The sequence below is a fragment of the Pseudoalteromonas sp. BSi20652 genome, assembly GCF_000239855.1.
In the GTDB taxonomy this organism is placed as follows: domain Bacteria; phylum Pseudomonadota; class Gammaproteobacteria; order Enterobacterales; family Alteromonadaceae; genus Pseudoalteromonas.
In genome coordinates this window covers 1-13,520 of the sequence record NZ_BADT01000054.1, presented here as the reverse complement: position 1 = coordinate 13,520, position 13,520 = coordinate 1, and the positions used below count along the sequence as shown (strand labels likewise).

Sequence of the window (13,520 nt, the reverse complement as noted above, 5' to 3'; positions counted from 1 at the left end):
AAAATGAGGAGTAAATGAGAAGGGAAAACTATCCTGACACAGGGGGATACAAACTCAGGGTTATTAAAGTAAAAGTAAAGCCTTTAAACATCAGCAGGCTGCGCGTCTACAGGTAATGTAAGCAATAAAAAAGCGGCGTTATTTGTAACGCCGCTTTTATAATTATTTGCTTTTAAAGATTTACAACATTGGTTTTAACACATCAAAAATTGCTTTTATGTGGTCGTCTCTGTCGTTTAATGCGGCAATGTAACGATACTTTTCGCCACCCGCTTCTTCAAAAATTTCGCGATTTTCGCCTTCAAGTTCTTCAAGGGTCTCTAAGCAATCGGCACTAAAAGCGGGGCTTATTACGGCTACGTCTTTTATTCCTTCACTAGGCAAGCTTTCAAGCGTTGCATCTGTGTATGGTTTCAACCATTCGGCTTTACCAAATCGACTTTGAAAAGTACTTATTACGTTGTCTTTATCTAGGCCTAGTTTTTCTACCACTAAACGTGTTGTTTGTAGGCATAAACAATGGTACGGATCGCCTCGTTCTAAAAATAATTTAGGCATACCATGGTATGAAAAAACTAATTTTTGTGGCATCCCATTCGCTTCTAAATCTTCACTAATACTGTTCGCTAATGATTCAATGTAGCTGGTGTTTTTATGATAGCCATTTATAAAATGCAGCTCTGGCACCCAACGCCATTTACGCAGTACACTCGATACGGCATCGAAAGTAGAACCAACAGTGGGGCTTGAATATTGCGGGTACATTGGCAAAATTATGATGCGTGTTAATCCTTTATCACGAAGCTCTTCAAGACCCGCCTCGATTGATGGGTTACCATAACGCATCGCCATAACAACTTCGGTATTGGTATAACCTTGCTCTTTTAGTAAGGCATTTAACTTAATGCTTTGCTGGCGAGTAATATGAGTCAGCGGTGAGCCATTTTCGGTCCAGATGCTTTTGTATAATTTAGCTGAACGCTTAGGGCGTATACGTAAAATAATGCCGTGTAAAATTATCATCCACACTAGGCGCGGTATTTCTACTATGCGAGGGTCTGATAAAAATTCGCGTAAATATATACGAAGCGCAGCCGCTGTTGGTGCATCTGGGCTACCTAGGTTAGTAAGTAGTATTCCCGTTTTTTGGTTAAAACGGCCGTCGTGGGGATTGTCGGTAACCGCAGAAAATCGCGACACGGTGTGCTCCTTCAAGCAAATTTATTAATCTATTTTAAGTCTATTGTAACGAAAAGAACTGCTTTTTAGATCAATCATTTAGCAGATTTAACCATTATTCTAAACGGAGTTGGTTTTTTAGATTCTAACTGTTGTAGTTTCTCTATTGATTTACGGCTAAATTCATGACCTTTTGGTAGTAACATTATACCCGAATGACTATGCAAAGCACGGCCTAATACCATGCGCTCTTTTAGTTCGTGGGCATTACAAATTAGTATTGATCCGGCTGTACTTTTTTGTTCGTATATTTTTGTGTGGCTTGCTTCTAAAGCACGTACAATTTTGGGGTGGTAAAATGTACCACTGTAAAGTTTTACGGTTTCGAGTGCCTGTTCGTGGCGCTCTTTTTCATTACTTGCAATGCTTTGTTCAAATGCATCCCAGTAGTCGCGTGCTAATCCTAGTACCATTGCACCAATAGGAATATCGTTTCCGGCAAGTCCTTTGGGCATGCCATTACCGTTGTAACGTTCAAACTGATAATAAATTGCATCAGACAGGTCGTGCAAATGCATTGCGGGCATAAGCATCAGCTGCGCCGTACTTGGGTGGGTATAAAATGTTTTACGTTGAGATTCGGTTAATTTATTAACAGGTTTTTTGTATAGCTCTGGGTCCATAGCAAGTAAACCTATTTGTGCTAAGTAACCGGCCATTGGTGCAAGATCGATGCTTTTTTGTGACAAGTTTAAATACAGTGCTATTTGGGTACAGGTATTTGCAATGTTTTGTGCTTTGTTGCCATCAAGGTGTGGATTAGCATTAACAAAGTTATAGAGTAACTCTACGGTTGATTGGTGTTCGTGTTTTTCTCGCTCATTTGCTTCTTCTAATTTTTTTAAAACTTGTTTTATTTGTTTGGTGCGCTTTTCTACTCGTAATTCAAGGGAGCCGTTGAGCTCGGTTAATTGTGCGTTTTGCTTTTCTACATGGGCTTGAAGTATTTCGTTTTGTTTTTTTAGACGAAATTTTTCAACTGCACTTTTAACAATACTGATCAGCTGATCATTTTGCCAAGGCTTTTGTATGTATGCGTGTATACCACCATGGTTTACCGCGCTCACCGTTGACTCTAAATCAGAGTAGCCAGTTAACAGAATGCGTTGCGTATCGGGTGCTAGCTTTTTGGCTTTTGCTAAAAACTCCGCGCCGCTCATTTTTGGCATGCGCATGTCGCTGATCACTACTTCAAATTGCAAGGCTGTCATTTTTTTTAGTGCGTCGTGGCCGTCTGTTGACACAACAACATTAAATTTGTTTAAGCGAAGTAATCTCACTAGTGATTTTAAAACACTGGCTTCGTCATCCAAACATAATATATTGGGTGGGGAAGTGTTTAACTCTTGGATTTCAGCTATTTCTTGCATTAAGTATGGCCAACTACAAATATTTATAGCCATAAATTTAGTCTATGCCTAAAGTATAAACAACTGAATTAGTAGATTTTACTAAACATACCTTGGATTTTCCCTCTTTAGGGTTAAAAAGGTTGTTTAAGCTATGATTTTTTTTGCACAAATAGGTGATTGCATCTAGGCTAAATTACGTATGTTATTGATTAAATTTTAATGTATTGCGAGGACTGTATGCCAATACCTGTGACTATTGCTGACGACTCAGCACTATCAAGAAAAACAATTAAAAGAGCACTGCCAGAAGATTGGGATATAACCATTCATGAAGCAAAAAATGGCGTAGAAGCCCTTGATGCGGTTCATGCTGGGTTAGCCGAGGTATTGTTTTTAGACTTGCAAATGCCTCAAATGGACGGTTATGAGGTTTTAAAAGAGCTTCAACAGGAACATCAAAAAACAATTGTGATTGTGATAAGCGCCGATATTCAGCCAGAAGCGCAAGCACTTGTTAGCAAAATGGGCGCGTTCAGGTTTTTACAAAAGCCATTAAAGCCAGATCAGCTTCGCGCAACCCTCATAGATGTGGGCTTGTTATGATTGAAATAAACGAAGATGAGCGCGATGCGCTGCAAGAAATAATGAATATTTCTATGGGGCAAGCTGCTGATGCGCTTGCCCGGCTTATTCAAACAAAGGTGTCGTTATCAATACCCGCTATTCAATCTATGTCTCCTGAGGATTTTAAAGGCGTGATCCATGGTTTATCGAATAATTGGTTTGCCAGGCAGTCGTTTATGGGCGCGATTCGTGGTGAGGTGATAATGAGTATGCACAAAGATGGCTGTAATGCACTTGCCGAAGTAATGGATTTTGACCTTCCACTCGATGAGGCTGCTACAGAGGAACTGGTGTTAGAAGTGACCAATATTTTGTCGGCTGCATGTTTGCAGGGGTTTACCAGTCAGTTAGAGTTATCGACCCAACTGACTATGCCCGCATTTTATTACCCTGTGCAGTCGATTCATAGTGACGATTGGTCTTCAATTTTAATTATTGAGGTTGAATTTTTTATTGAGCAAATGCAGTTTGATTCGCGCGTATTAATAGGGTTGAGTGAAGGCTCCATTGAACAGTTATTAGTCCCAATAAGAGCCTTATTGGAGGCTTGATGGAAAAAAGCGAGTATGAACGCGTAATTGAGCAGCTCCCTATTGGTGCGTGCATCATAAATCAAGACAGAATAATCACATTCGCTAATCCTACATTTTTAGGCGGCTTAACCATTGGGCAGTCTAATTTGGTTGGTCAGCACTTGTTAGCAATATTTGAAGAGCAAGCACGATTTTTAAAACGAAAAATTGACAGTGTGTTTATTTTAAAAAATCCTAGCTTTAGTTACTGGCAACAACGCCCCCATGTTTTTCCTATGCGCAGTAGTCGCCCGATTACGGGTGATGAATCTCAAATGTATCAAAATGTGCAATTTATGCCGTTATCTGACTCAGATATAGAGGTTACTCATGTGTGTATTTTTGTTACCGATGTGACCGCCGAGGCTAGCTATTTTTTACAGCAATCTGATTTAAAAAAAGTGTTAGAAGACGAGCACCATCAATTAAAAGCGTTGCATCAAGAATTAAAAGTGGCACAAAAGCAGATGCTGCAATCAGAAAAAATGGCGTCTATTGGTCAGTTAGCTGCTGGTGTGGCTCATGAGATTAATAATCCAATTGGGTTTGTGAGCTCTAATTTAGAAACAATGAAAGATTACGCATTAAAGCTAATAAAAATGATCGAAACACAGAAAAAAATTAATTATAAAACAAGCAGAAGAACGTTTTTAAAACTTATAGACGATGCATACGAGCGCAATGGAATTGATTTTATATTGGAGGATTTACCCGATCTGTTAGATGAGTCTATTGAAGGCGCTCAACGAGTAAAAAAATAGTAGATAGTTTGCGCGACTTTGCTATGAATGATGATGAAAATTGGATGGAAGTCGATTTATGTGCAGAGATTGAGTCAACACTAGTTGTATTAAAAAATGAGATTAAATATAAGGCTCAGGTTGATATGCAGTTACCATCAGAGCCAGTTTTGTTTTGGGGCAAGCCAAGTAAAATAAGACAGTTATTATTTAACGTTATTCTTAATGCATTACAGGCAATGGAGTCCGAAGGCATACTTACTGTTAAATGTAAAAAACAAGACAACACAGCGCAATTATTGATTAAAGATACGGGTGCAGGTATTTCAGAACATGACTTAAAACGAATTTTTGATCCCTTTTTTACAACCAAAGAGGTAGGAAAAGGCACTGGGTTGGGGCTTTCAGAGGTGTATACAATTGTTGAAGAGCACCACGCTAGTGTGAATGTAACAAGTGAGTTGGGTAAAGGAAGCTGCTTTAAATTTGTTTTTAATTATGATGAAAAACGATAAGTTAGCTGCTTTTTTGACCTCTTTTTTTGTTTTTAGCGTAGGATATTTAAGGCTTTAGTGTTAAACAATTATTACAGTAGCTAGTTATATTGTTTGGTTTTTTTTGTTATAACCAATTCTTTTTTACTGCCTTGTCGAGCGGTAAATAACAAGTGATTTATTTGCAATAGTGTTTATGTGTTAACAACAGTAAATTACTAAAAGTTTAATTAACCTCAATTTTGGTTAAAGGAAGCGCTGCTAGCGCTAAAATAGTTGCTTGAGATAGGTATATTTTTTAGAGCTCAGGTTTAATTATATGAAATGGTTATTTACATGCCTTAGCGTATTAGCTGTTTTAGTTTTCATTTTTTAGATTAAACCGGAGTAGGAGCCACTAATGGAACCTCACATTCTTTTGGTTGATGATGAAGTAAACGTTTTACGCTCTTTGCGGCGGGTGCTTGAACGCGCTGGCTTTAAAGTGGCAATTGCGACAAGTGGGCCTGAGGCAATTGAGTATTTAAACGTAAAAGTTGTTCCTGTTATCGTTACTGATTTTAGAATGCCAAATATGACGGGAGCAGACTTATTAAGAGAAGTAAAAGTACATTGGCCAGAGACAATAAGTATTGTTTTAAGCGGACATACTGATTTTAACTCGGTGGTTGAGCTTCTTAATCAAGGGCTTGCGATTAAGTTTTTGCAAAAACCATGGGTGGAGAGCGAGTTAGTTGCGAGCGTTAAACAAGCCCTGCAACTTTACTCGCAACAGGTTGCCAAGCGTGAGCGCGATCGATTGCTTTTAGGCAGTGTGACAGCACTGATTGAAATAGACAAATACGGTAAAATAAATCGCTTTAATGCACACGCTCTGGCTGTTTTTCCAAAGTTGTCTGAGGATGTAAATAACTATTTAACAAGCATTGACTCACCGGGTTTTAAAAACGAGCTGGTTGATTTTTTAGACAAAAAAACCGACATGCTATCCATTTCTAGTGAGTGCCCAAAAAGCGAAAAACGACATGAATTTACTATAGAGCGCTATTGGTCAGATGATTTTTGCCAACTGCTCAAGCTTTCACTTAACCCACATAAGCCCAATAATCATTTTTTAATAGACAGCCTTGGTGAGCTTTTTACTGAAGAACCTGCTTTTTATCAGCAACTGAGTGAATATAAAAGTACAGGTATTAGTTACACCGTTATTTTTATTGGTATAGCTAAGTTTGAGTTAATTGCTGATTTATTAGATTACCAAGGCGCCCATGAATTTACTCAGTTAGTTGCCAAAGTGTTACATAATACATTTGGCGAACAGGTGAAAATATGTCAAAAATATTCTGATCAGTTCATGCTGTCGGTGCCTCATGCGAGCGACGATTTTACTTTACTGGCAGCACTCAATAAGACAATGGCCTTATTTACAGAGATACTGCCGCAGCATTATAAAAGAATGAGCATAGAGCTTTATGGTGTGTATGGCATTTTTCCTGAAGATGGTTTGTCTGGCAAGGAGTTAATTAATCATTTTGTTTTGCATATGAATTATTTGACAAAAAAACAGCAGCGGTTTTTTGTACGCTACGATGCGGAGTTAGTGAAGGATTACAGAAAAAGCTTTGAAATAAGTCGTTTGTTGTTTAAAGCGATTGATAACGAAGAGTTTAGTTTATGTTTTCAACCTAAAATAGATTTAAAAACAAATAAGGTGAGTGGCGCTGAGGTACTGATTCGGTGGTTTGAGCCAGAAAAGTATGGATGGGTGTCACCAGCTTTATTCATTCCTATTTCTGAATGTGATGGACAAATAATTGCTATTAGCCGTTTTGTAATTGCTCAAAGCTTTAAACAGCTCAAGCAATGGCATGAGCAAAACATAGAGGTTGGTAAGCTTGCTATAAATTTATCGGCTCGCCAAATTAAAGAAGATCCAGGCTGGATCTGTTTTATGCTCAAATGCCTTAATGAAAATGAGCTCAGTGCTTCACACATTCAATTTGAATTAACTGAAACATACCTAGTTGATGATATGGCAGTATGTCAGTTGCAAATCGCAAGATTAAGAAAGCTGGGCTTTGAAGTACAAATAGACGACTTTGGTGTTGGTTATTCTTCGTTAGCCTATCTTTCTAAGTTATCTATTGACGCGATTAAATTGGATAAAGCATTGGTAACGGGCTTGGAGTCGTCGTTAGAAATGCAAAGTATGATTCGTAACATTGTGCGGATGTCGCACGATTTAAACTTAAAAGTTATTGCTGAAGGGGTAGAAACAGCCCACGAATATAAACTAATAAAAAACTTGGTTGTGATTTTATACAAGGTTTTTATTTTTCTAAGCCTTTGCCTGCCGATGATTTTTGTCGCTTTTTATGCACACAAAATGGTGAAAGTAAAAAATGAATACAATGACTATTGTGCTCTTAGATGATGAGCTTTTTTTATTAAAGGCGTTGCAAAGAACAATTAATAGAATTTATCCATCTGCGCAGGTTATTTCAGTTAATGAAGTGGATCAATTTTGGGAAGTACTCAAAAAAAATAAAAATGTAGATTTAGTGATCAGTGACTATTTAATGCCACATGTTAATGGACTTGATGTACTAGAGCGCTGTGTTGTTGAAAATCCATACCCAGTGAGAGTGCTTTTAACAGGAGATACGACGTTAACTACAAAGTTGCGCTCGTCTAATGTTGTACACACGTACCTTGCAAAGCCATTTAATCAAGAAGATTTAACACTTTTATTTAATAATGTTGCTGAGTTAAAAAGCTTACCGTTTTCGCACGCTATTAGGCGAGAATTGGGGGGGATGTCTAGTTTCCCTGTATACCCTTTGTTGCTTAAACAGCTAAATAAACTAATAGACAGCGGCGATTTTGATTTAGCTAAAGTGTCTGCGCTTGTATCTAAAGAGCCAATTGTTGTTGCTAAATTACTACAATTAGCAAATTCTGCTTATTTAGGGTTTAAAGGCAAAACGTCTTCAATTGAAGAAGCGGTGTCTCGCTTAGGAACCACGATACTTTTATCAATAACAACCTCGTTATTTGTAGTAAAAAATTTTCAGGCATCTATTACACCTGCTGAGCATGAGCAGCTATTATCGGTGGCTACAAAGTATGCCAGTTGTGTTAAAAAATTTGCAAAACATGTTGGTATGAAACAAAAAGAGCAAGCGCTTCTTTTTTCGGTTGCGTTATTGAGTTTTGTTGGTAAGTTGATATTGCTTGAAGGGCATAAGGATCAAGAGACCACAAGCGGTAAATGCGTTACTCAAGAGCAACAAGGTATTAATTACCTTCATATATCTGCTTATGTAATGAAATTATGGGGGCATAGTACACAGATCTGTTCTTTAATTATGAATTTAAATACCCTGCAAACGCCGTCTAACGATTTAAATGCCAGTTTGTTTATTGTGCAACAAAAGCTATTTAATCATCAAACTAACCAATCACTTATTGAATGTTGCCAACATCATGGTGTTTCGTCTTCACTGTATGAAGCAATAGGCACATTTAGTTGCGAATAACTTCATGCGTCTGTTTAATACGTAATGCCAAAGCACAATAATATTTAACCTGCATGCTGGCTAAAATATTTACGAGCAGAGTAATACCAATTTAATTAGGGCGTATTGATTTTTAGTGGTTGTTTGCAGCAGGCTGTTTGGTTTTCATTCGTAAGCAGTTGATAATAAAGTGTAAATTACAAAAATGTGCTTCCCTTTGCTCGGTTTTTACTTATTTTTACACGGTTGTAAGCCAGTAATATTTCGCAGGAGCCGTTACCGAGCCCACTAGGTTATACACTTCGCGCCGTAATTCAATCGCCCTTAGATTGAACAAATTTTAATTTAAAAAGATCAACATGCCCTAAAATTTATATTTTCTAACGAGAGATTTTAAGTGAAGAAAAAGCGAATTTACGCGTCAGTTGCTGGCTTAATGTAAGTGAGTTTAGTGCTGAAAATAGCGACGCCAGATAGATTTATTTTTAGAGCGCACGTGCTTAATCAGTTTTTGGGATTAAACCTACTGCTAACTGTGTTAAATATGTCTGATTTAGAATAATTAAATAACGACACTTTTGCTTTGTCATCGCCATGGTTTTATTACCTGTAATAGATCATTTCATTGAGTGAATTGGTATTTTAGGTCGCTTGACTTGTGTTATTTTTTACAGTTTAAAGCTTTGTAAGGTTGCTTTTTACCTCATTGCCAACTAAATATTAAAGATAACCGCTGAAGGGATGCTAGCATGAATCAAGTAGATAATGAGTTTGAATACACCTTTTTAGACGAGCGAACAAAACGCCAAGCTATTGAGCTGCGCCTCCATGAAAAAACAATGGCACTCGGAGCTGTGACTAAAAAGTTACAACAAAAAGAGGCTGAGTTAGCGTGCTATAAAAATATGTTGGTTCAAAGCACTAAAATGGCAACACTGGGTATATTGAGTGTTGACGCCGCTTCAGAAATGAATACCCCTCTTTCACAAGCAATTAATAATGTGGGAAGCTTTAACTATGCAAGCCCAATAATAACTTCACTATTGAAGATAAATGAGCAGTATTTAAATGGCGAACTAAAAGAAAGCCAGTTTAAACATGAGCTCGATTTGCTTAATCTACAACACCCATTTGTGTGGATTGGGCATGATTTAACAGCCAAAGCTGCTGAAAGCCTCAACACCCTAAAAAAAGTCAACTATTGCGTGCAAAACCTGCTTAACTTTTCATACTCTAATGAAAGCCATGGTGTGCAATTAGTTAACATACCTGAGGTTGCTATTAGCATGCTAAAGCTATTAGAAAGCCAGCTTCATTTATGTGATATAAAAACTGATTTGGACAGTGTTTTACCCCTGTATTGTAATTTATCCTCTATTAACCAGCTATTTGTTAATTTATTAATTAATGCCCGAGAGGCATGTGAGGACAATGACACCAAAGGAAGTATCATTGAGGTACATGTTTTTGAGCGCAATAACTATATTTGTGTGGAGGTAAAAGATAACGGCTGTGGTATGAGTAACAAAGTACAAGAACAGATGTTTGATCCTTTTTTTACAACAAAAGAAGGTGGCAAAAGCAGTGGTATGGGATTAACGCTTGTACAGTCAATAGTACAGGAAAATACAGGGAAAATAGAAGTTAATAGTACATTAGGATTAGGTACGACGATTAAATGCCTATTCCCGTTAAAAAACGTGAGTTAACTTATAAAACCTCTTTGTAAATAAAGTGTTAAGTTTTTTGTTTTTGTATATTCTTTCCTTTTATTGTGTGTATTAGCGTCAGTTTTATGTTGTTTTTTCTTAACTTGAATTTTATTTGCATACTTAGACCAAATGTTTAATTTTTTTCTATTTCTTTTTTTTTGCGTATGTTGCTAGGATGTCCCTCGTCTGCGAGAGCTACTCGCTGAAATAATTATCAGAACACACATTAAACAGGGTCTTCACCATGTCAACATATCGTTTAAACACTCTAGCTGTTGCTATTGCGTTTGCTTTTAGCGCGCCAAGCATCGTAATCGCAGAAGAAGCACCTGCTCAGGCAGTAAAAAATATCGAGCAAATATCTGTATTAGGGTCGCGCGTATCTAATCGCACCTCAACAGAGTCTTCATCGCCTATCGACTTAATAGACGCAGATGATTTAAATAAAGGTGGGTTTACTGAGCTTGGGCAAAGCTTGCAAGCGACCGCACCTTCATTTAATTTTTCCCGTACCCAGGTTTCTGATGGGTCTGATCTATTTAGACCCGCAACACTTCGTGGCTTACAGCCAGATCAAACCCTTGTATTAGTAAATGGCAAACGTCGTCATAACCAATCAATTTTTGGCCTTAACGGTACAGTAGGCGCAGGCGCTGCGGGTACTGATATGAATGCTATTCCATTAACTGCACTTAAAGGCGTTGAAGTATTACGTGATGGTGCAGCGGCGCAGTATGGCTCTGATGCGATTGCAGGCGTTATTAACTTATCTCTTAATAACTCAACCGGTATTACGACGGGTTTTGTGCAATATGGTGGCACAAGTGAGGGCGATGGCGATACTCTTTCAGCAGGTTTAAACCGTGGTTTTGAATTAGGTAACGAAGGCGGCTTTATTAACCTATCGCTTGAGTACCGTGATGCCGACGGCACTAACCGTGCAGAGCGCGATACGGGGGGATCACTTAATGTTGAACCCGGTACGCTTAGCGATGATGTACGTTGGAGTCAAGGTAACTCAGACAGTGAATTTACGTCGTTATTTTATAACATGGCTTTACCAATGGGTAACGGCGAGCTTTACTCGTTTGGTGGCTACTCTGAGCGCACGGCACTGGGTAATGGTTTTTATCGTAACTTTAACGAAGCGTCTAAAAATGTAACACAAGTATACAGCGATGGTTTTTTACCGCGCATATATAACGAAGCACAAGATATTTCAGTCGCACTTGGTTTTAAAGGCGATATTAACCCAGACTGGACTTACGATGTATCGGCTGTTTATGGTGAAAACCAATACGATTTTACATCACGCAATACATTAAATGCTTCTTATGCGGCTGAGTACTTATTTAATAACCCAAGTGCAAGTGATGCCGATATTGCGGCAAACTCAGGTCCAACTGGCGGTTACTCAGGTGGTTTTAGATTCGATCAAACAACGGTTAATGTTGATGTAAACGGTATTGTAGATATTGGCCGAAGTGAGCCTTTATATGTAACAGTAGGTGCAGAATACCGTAAAGAAAACTACGAAATAGTCGCCGGCGATAAAGCATCATACGCGTGTGGGTTAGCAAATACAGATACCTCGTACCCGTCAGTAAACGATCCGAGTCAATTTGCCGAGTGTGGATTTCAGGCCTATAACGGTCTGCGTCCAGAAGCAACAAACGACAGCGACCGTAACAGCTACGCATTATATGTAGATGTAGAAACTATGATTACCGATGCATGGAACGTAAGTGGTGCGCTACGTTATGAAGATTTTTCAGATGCTGGCGATGATTTAATTGGTAAATTAGCAACACGTTATGAATTTTCAGATGACTTTGCAGTACGTGGCGCGTTATCGACTGGTTTTAGAGCGCCCTCGCTTCAGCAAAGTGGTTATACTGCATTTACCACTAACCTAGGATCAGACGGCACATTAACGCAGTCGTTCACGGCAAACACAGGGACCGCTTTCCCAAGTGCGTTAGGCGTAGATAGCTTAGGGCTTGAAACATCAACAAACTACAGTGCAGGTTTTGTTTACGATGTAACAAGCGAGCTTTCGTTAACGGTTGATTTTTATCGTGTAGAAATTGGAGACCGTATTACACTTGGCAGCTTACTTAGCGCTGATGATTTATCGTTTAGTAGTGAGGCGGTAGCCGCGCTGCAAGCAACGGGTGCAGTACAAGCTAACTACTTCTCAAACTCGGTTGATTCTACTACGCAAGGTGTTGATATTATTGCCTCGTACCGCACAGAAGTTGAAGGCGGTAACTTGGGGGTGACTTTTGCAGGTAACCTAAACGATACTAAAATTGACGGCGTAAACGCAGAGCAGGGTATTCCAGAAGCGGTTGCTTTTGATGATTTACAACGTAGCTTTTTTACCGACGGACAACCAAGTGAGCGTGCAACGCTTACGTTCGACTACGAGCGCGATGCATACACATCAACCATTCGCTTTAACTACTTTGGCGAAACAGACGTAAAATACTTTGGTAATGACCATATTTCATTACCAGGTGAGCTTTCGCCTACGGGTTCATTTAAACCAACAAGTACGGTGGAGTCTGCTGTGTTAGTTGATTTAAATCTTAGTTACCAAATTAACGACATGTTTGCGCTTTCGGTGGGTGCCGATAACGTATTTGACGAAACACCAGACGAATTAGGTGATGACGAAGTACTTAACTTTATCACCAACGGCGCATTTAAATACCCTGTACGCGCATTGCCATATGGTTTTGACGGCAGAACGTATTACGCAAAAGTAAGTTTTAGTTTTTAATTTATAAAGCGTATTTAAGCCGTATTAAGCGCAGTTATTAACTGCGCTTTTTTTATGCTTTTTTATTATTAAAAAAGTTTATAAAGGCGGATAAAAATACTTGCGCGGTTGAAAATTAAGCTTACAATCGCCATCTCTTAATTAGGCTAATATAAAAGCCTTTTTATTATTTAACTTAAAATAATCAATTAGTTTATAGGAAATGTATGACTAAAAAAATCTAAAGCAAAAACCGTAAGCAACAGCGCGGTAGACACAGGGCGAGGCGTTATAAACCATAATGCATTAGCAGCAATGGTTACCTCTAAATTATTTAAACCACAAGTTGTTAAAGCTAAAAAAGGCAAAGGCTCGTTTAAACGTAGCAACAAACATTCAGGACAAGAGTCCTATTTAATCGCGGCTTAAATAGCACCGATCAAATAGGGCTTTTGTTGACGTAGAGCTTGTTTACGTTAGAAGCGAAACGTCTCATAATTTTTTA

General features: G+C 38.5%; 10 protein-coding genes and 1 pseudogene. 9 read left to right on the top strand and 2 right to left on the bottom strand.

The window, feature by feature from the left end; translation table 11 throughout:
* Positions 1-180: 180 nt before the first annotated feature.
* Together hemH and P20652_RS13410 are read right to left on the bottom strand one after the other, a co-directional pair.
* Entirely contained in the window at positions 181-1,200 is a 1,020-nt protein-coding gene (gene hemH / locus P20652_RS13405; RefSeq protein ID WP_008166850.1) for a ferrochelatase, read from the bottom strand.
* A 74-nt stretch (positions 1,201-1,274) separates the two neighbouring features.
* The gene (locus tag P20652_RS13410) at positions 1,275-2,609 is read right to left on the bottom strand and encodes an HD domain-containing phosphohydrolase (protein ID WP_033017191.1); all 1,335 of its coding nucleotides are present in this window, start codon (positions 2,607-2,609) and stop codon (positions 1,275-1,277) included.
* Positions 2,610-2,828: 219 nt separating this feature from the next.
* On the opposite strand from P20652_RS13410, the gene P20652_RS13415 reads away from it, so the two are divergent.
* The 9 genes and pseudogenes from P20652_RS13415 to arfA form a co-directional block, all read left to right on the top strand.
* Positions 2,829-3,194 carry a response regulator gene (locus tag P20652_RS13415; protein WP_008166846.1) on the top strand — a complete coding sequence of 122 codons (366 nt, stop codon included), beginning with the start codon at positions 2,829-2,831 and terminating at the stop codon, positions 3,192-3,194.
* A complete protein-coding gene (locus P20652_RS13420) occupies positions 3,191-3,766 on the top strand; it encodes a chemotaxis protein CheX (protein WP_008166844.1) in 576 nt (191 codons plus the stop codon). Before P20652_RS13415 ends, P20652_RS13420 begins: the two co-directional genes overlap by 4 nt.
* A complete protein-coding gene (locus tag P20652_RS20740; RefSeq protein ID WP_008166842.1) occupies positions 3,766-4,548 on the top strand; it encodes a PAS domain-containing protein in 783 nt (260 codons plus the stop codon). Before P20652_RS13420 ends, P20652_RS20740 begins: the two co-directional genes overlap by 1 nt.
* 8 nt (positions 4,549-4,556) lie before the next feature.
* Positions 4,557-5,042, top strand: coding sequence for a sensor histidine kinase (locus P20652_RS20735; RefSeq protein ID WP_008166840.1), 486 nt, complete (start codon positions 4,557-4,559; stop codon positions 5,040-5,042).
* A 379-nt stretch (positions 5,043-5,421) separates the two neighbouring features.
* On the top strand, positions 5,422-7,455 hold the full coding sequence (locus P20652_RS13425) for an EAL domain-containing protein (RefSeq protein WP_008166839.1): 2,034 nt from the start codon (positions 5,422-5,424) through the stop codon (positions 7,453-7,455).
* Positions 7,424-8,560 (top strand): HDOD domain-containing protein, encoded by a 1,137-nt coding sequence (locus P20652_RS13430; protein ID WP_008166837.1) that lies wholly within the window; start codon positions 7,424-7,426, stop codon positions 8,558-8,560. The genes P20652_RS13425 and P20652_RS13430 overlap by 32 nt, the downstream gene beginning before the upstream one ends.
* Before the next feature lie 728 nt (positions 8,561-9,288).
* Entirely contained in the window at positions 9,289-10,248 is a 960-nt protein-coding gene (locus P20652_RS13435) for a sensor histidine kinase (RefSeq protein ID WP_008166833.1), read from the top strand.
* Positions 10,249-10,495: 247 nt separating this feature from the next.
* Entirely contained in the window at positions 10,496-13,036 is a 2,541-nt protein-coding gene (locus P20652_RS13440; RefSeq protein ID WP_008166831.1) for a TonB-dependent siderophore receptor, read from the top strand.
* 213 nt (positions 13,037-13,249) lie between these two features.
* Positions 13,250-13,444, top strand: a pseudogene (gene arfA, locus P20652_RS19705) (alternative ribosome rescue factor ArfA); the annotation flags it as partial.
* Positions 13,445-13,520: the final 76 nt, after the last annotated feature.

What these genes read in the sequence shown, in the direction of transcription:
- P20652_RS20740 (WP_008166842.1), top strand. Translation starts at nt 3,766, where the DNA reads ATGGAAAAAAGCGAGTATGAACGCGTAATTGAGCAGCTCCCTATTGGT.
- P20652_RS13430 (WP_008166837.1), top strand. Translation starts at nt 7,424, where the DNA reads ATGAATACAATGACTATTGTGCTCTTAGATGATGAGCTTTTTTTATTA.
- P20652_RS13440 (WP_008166831.1), top strand. Translation starts at nt 10,496, where the DNA reads ATGTCAACATATCGTTTAAACACTCTAGCTGTTGCTATTGCGTTTGCT.
- P20652_RS13410 (WP_033017191.1), bottom strand. Translation starts at nt 2,609, where the DNA reads ATGCAAGAAATAGCTGAAATCCAAGAGTTAAACACTTCCCCACCCAAT.
- P20652_RS13415 (WP_008166846.1), top strand. Translation starts at nt 2,829, where the DNA reads ATGCCAATACCTGTGACTATTGCTGACGACTCAGCACTATCAAGAAAA.
- P20652_RS13425 (WP_008166839.1), top strand. Translation starts at nt 5,422, where the DNA reads ATGGAACCTCACATTCTTTTGGTTGATGATGAAGTAAACGTTTTACGC.
- P20652_RS13435 (WP_008166833.1), top strand. Translation starts at nt 9,289, where the DNA reads ATGAATCAAGTAGATAATGAGTTTGAATACACCTTTTTAGACGAGCGA.
- P20652_RS13420 (WP_008166844.1), top strand. Translation starts at nt 3,191, where the DNA reads ATGATTGAAATAAACGAAGATGAGCGCGATGCGCTGCAAGAAATAATG.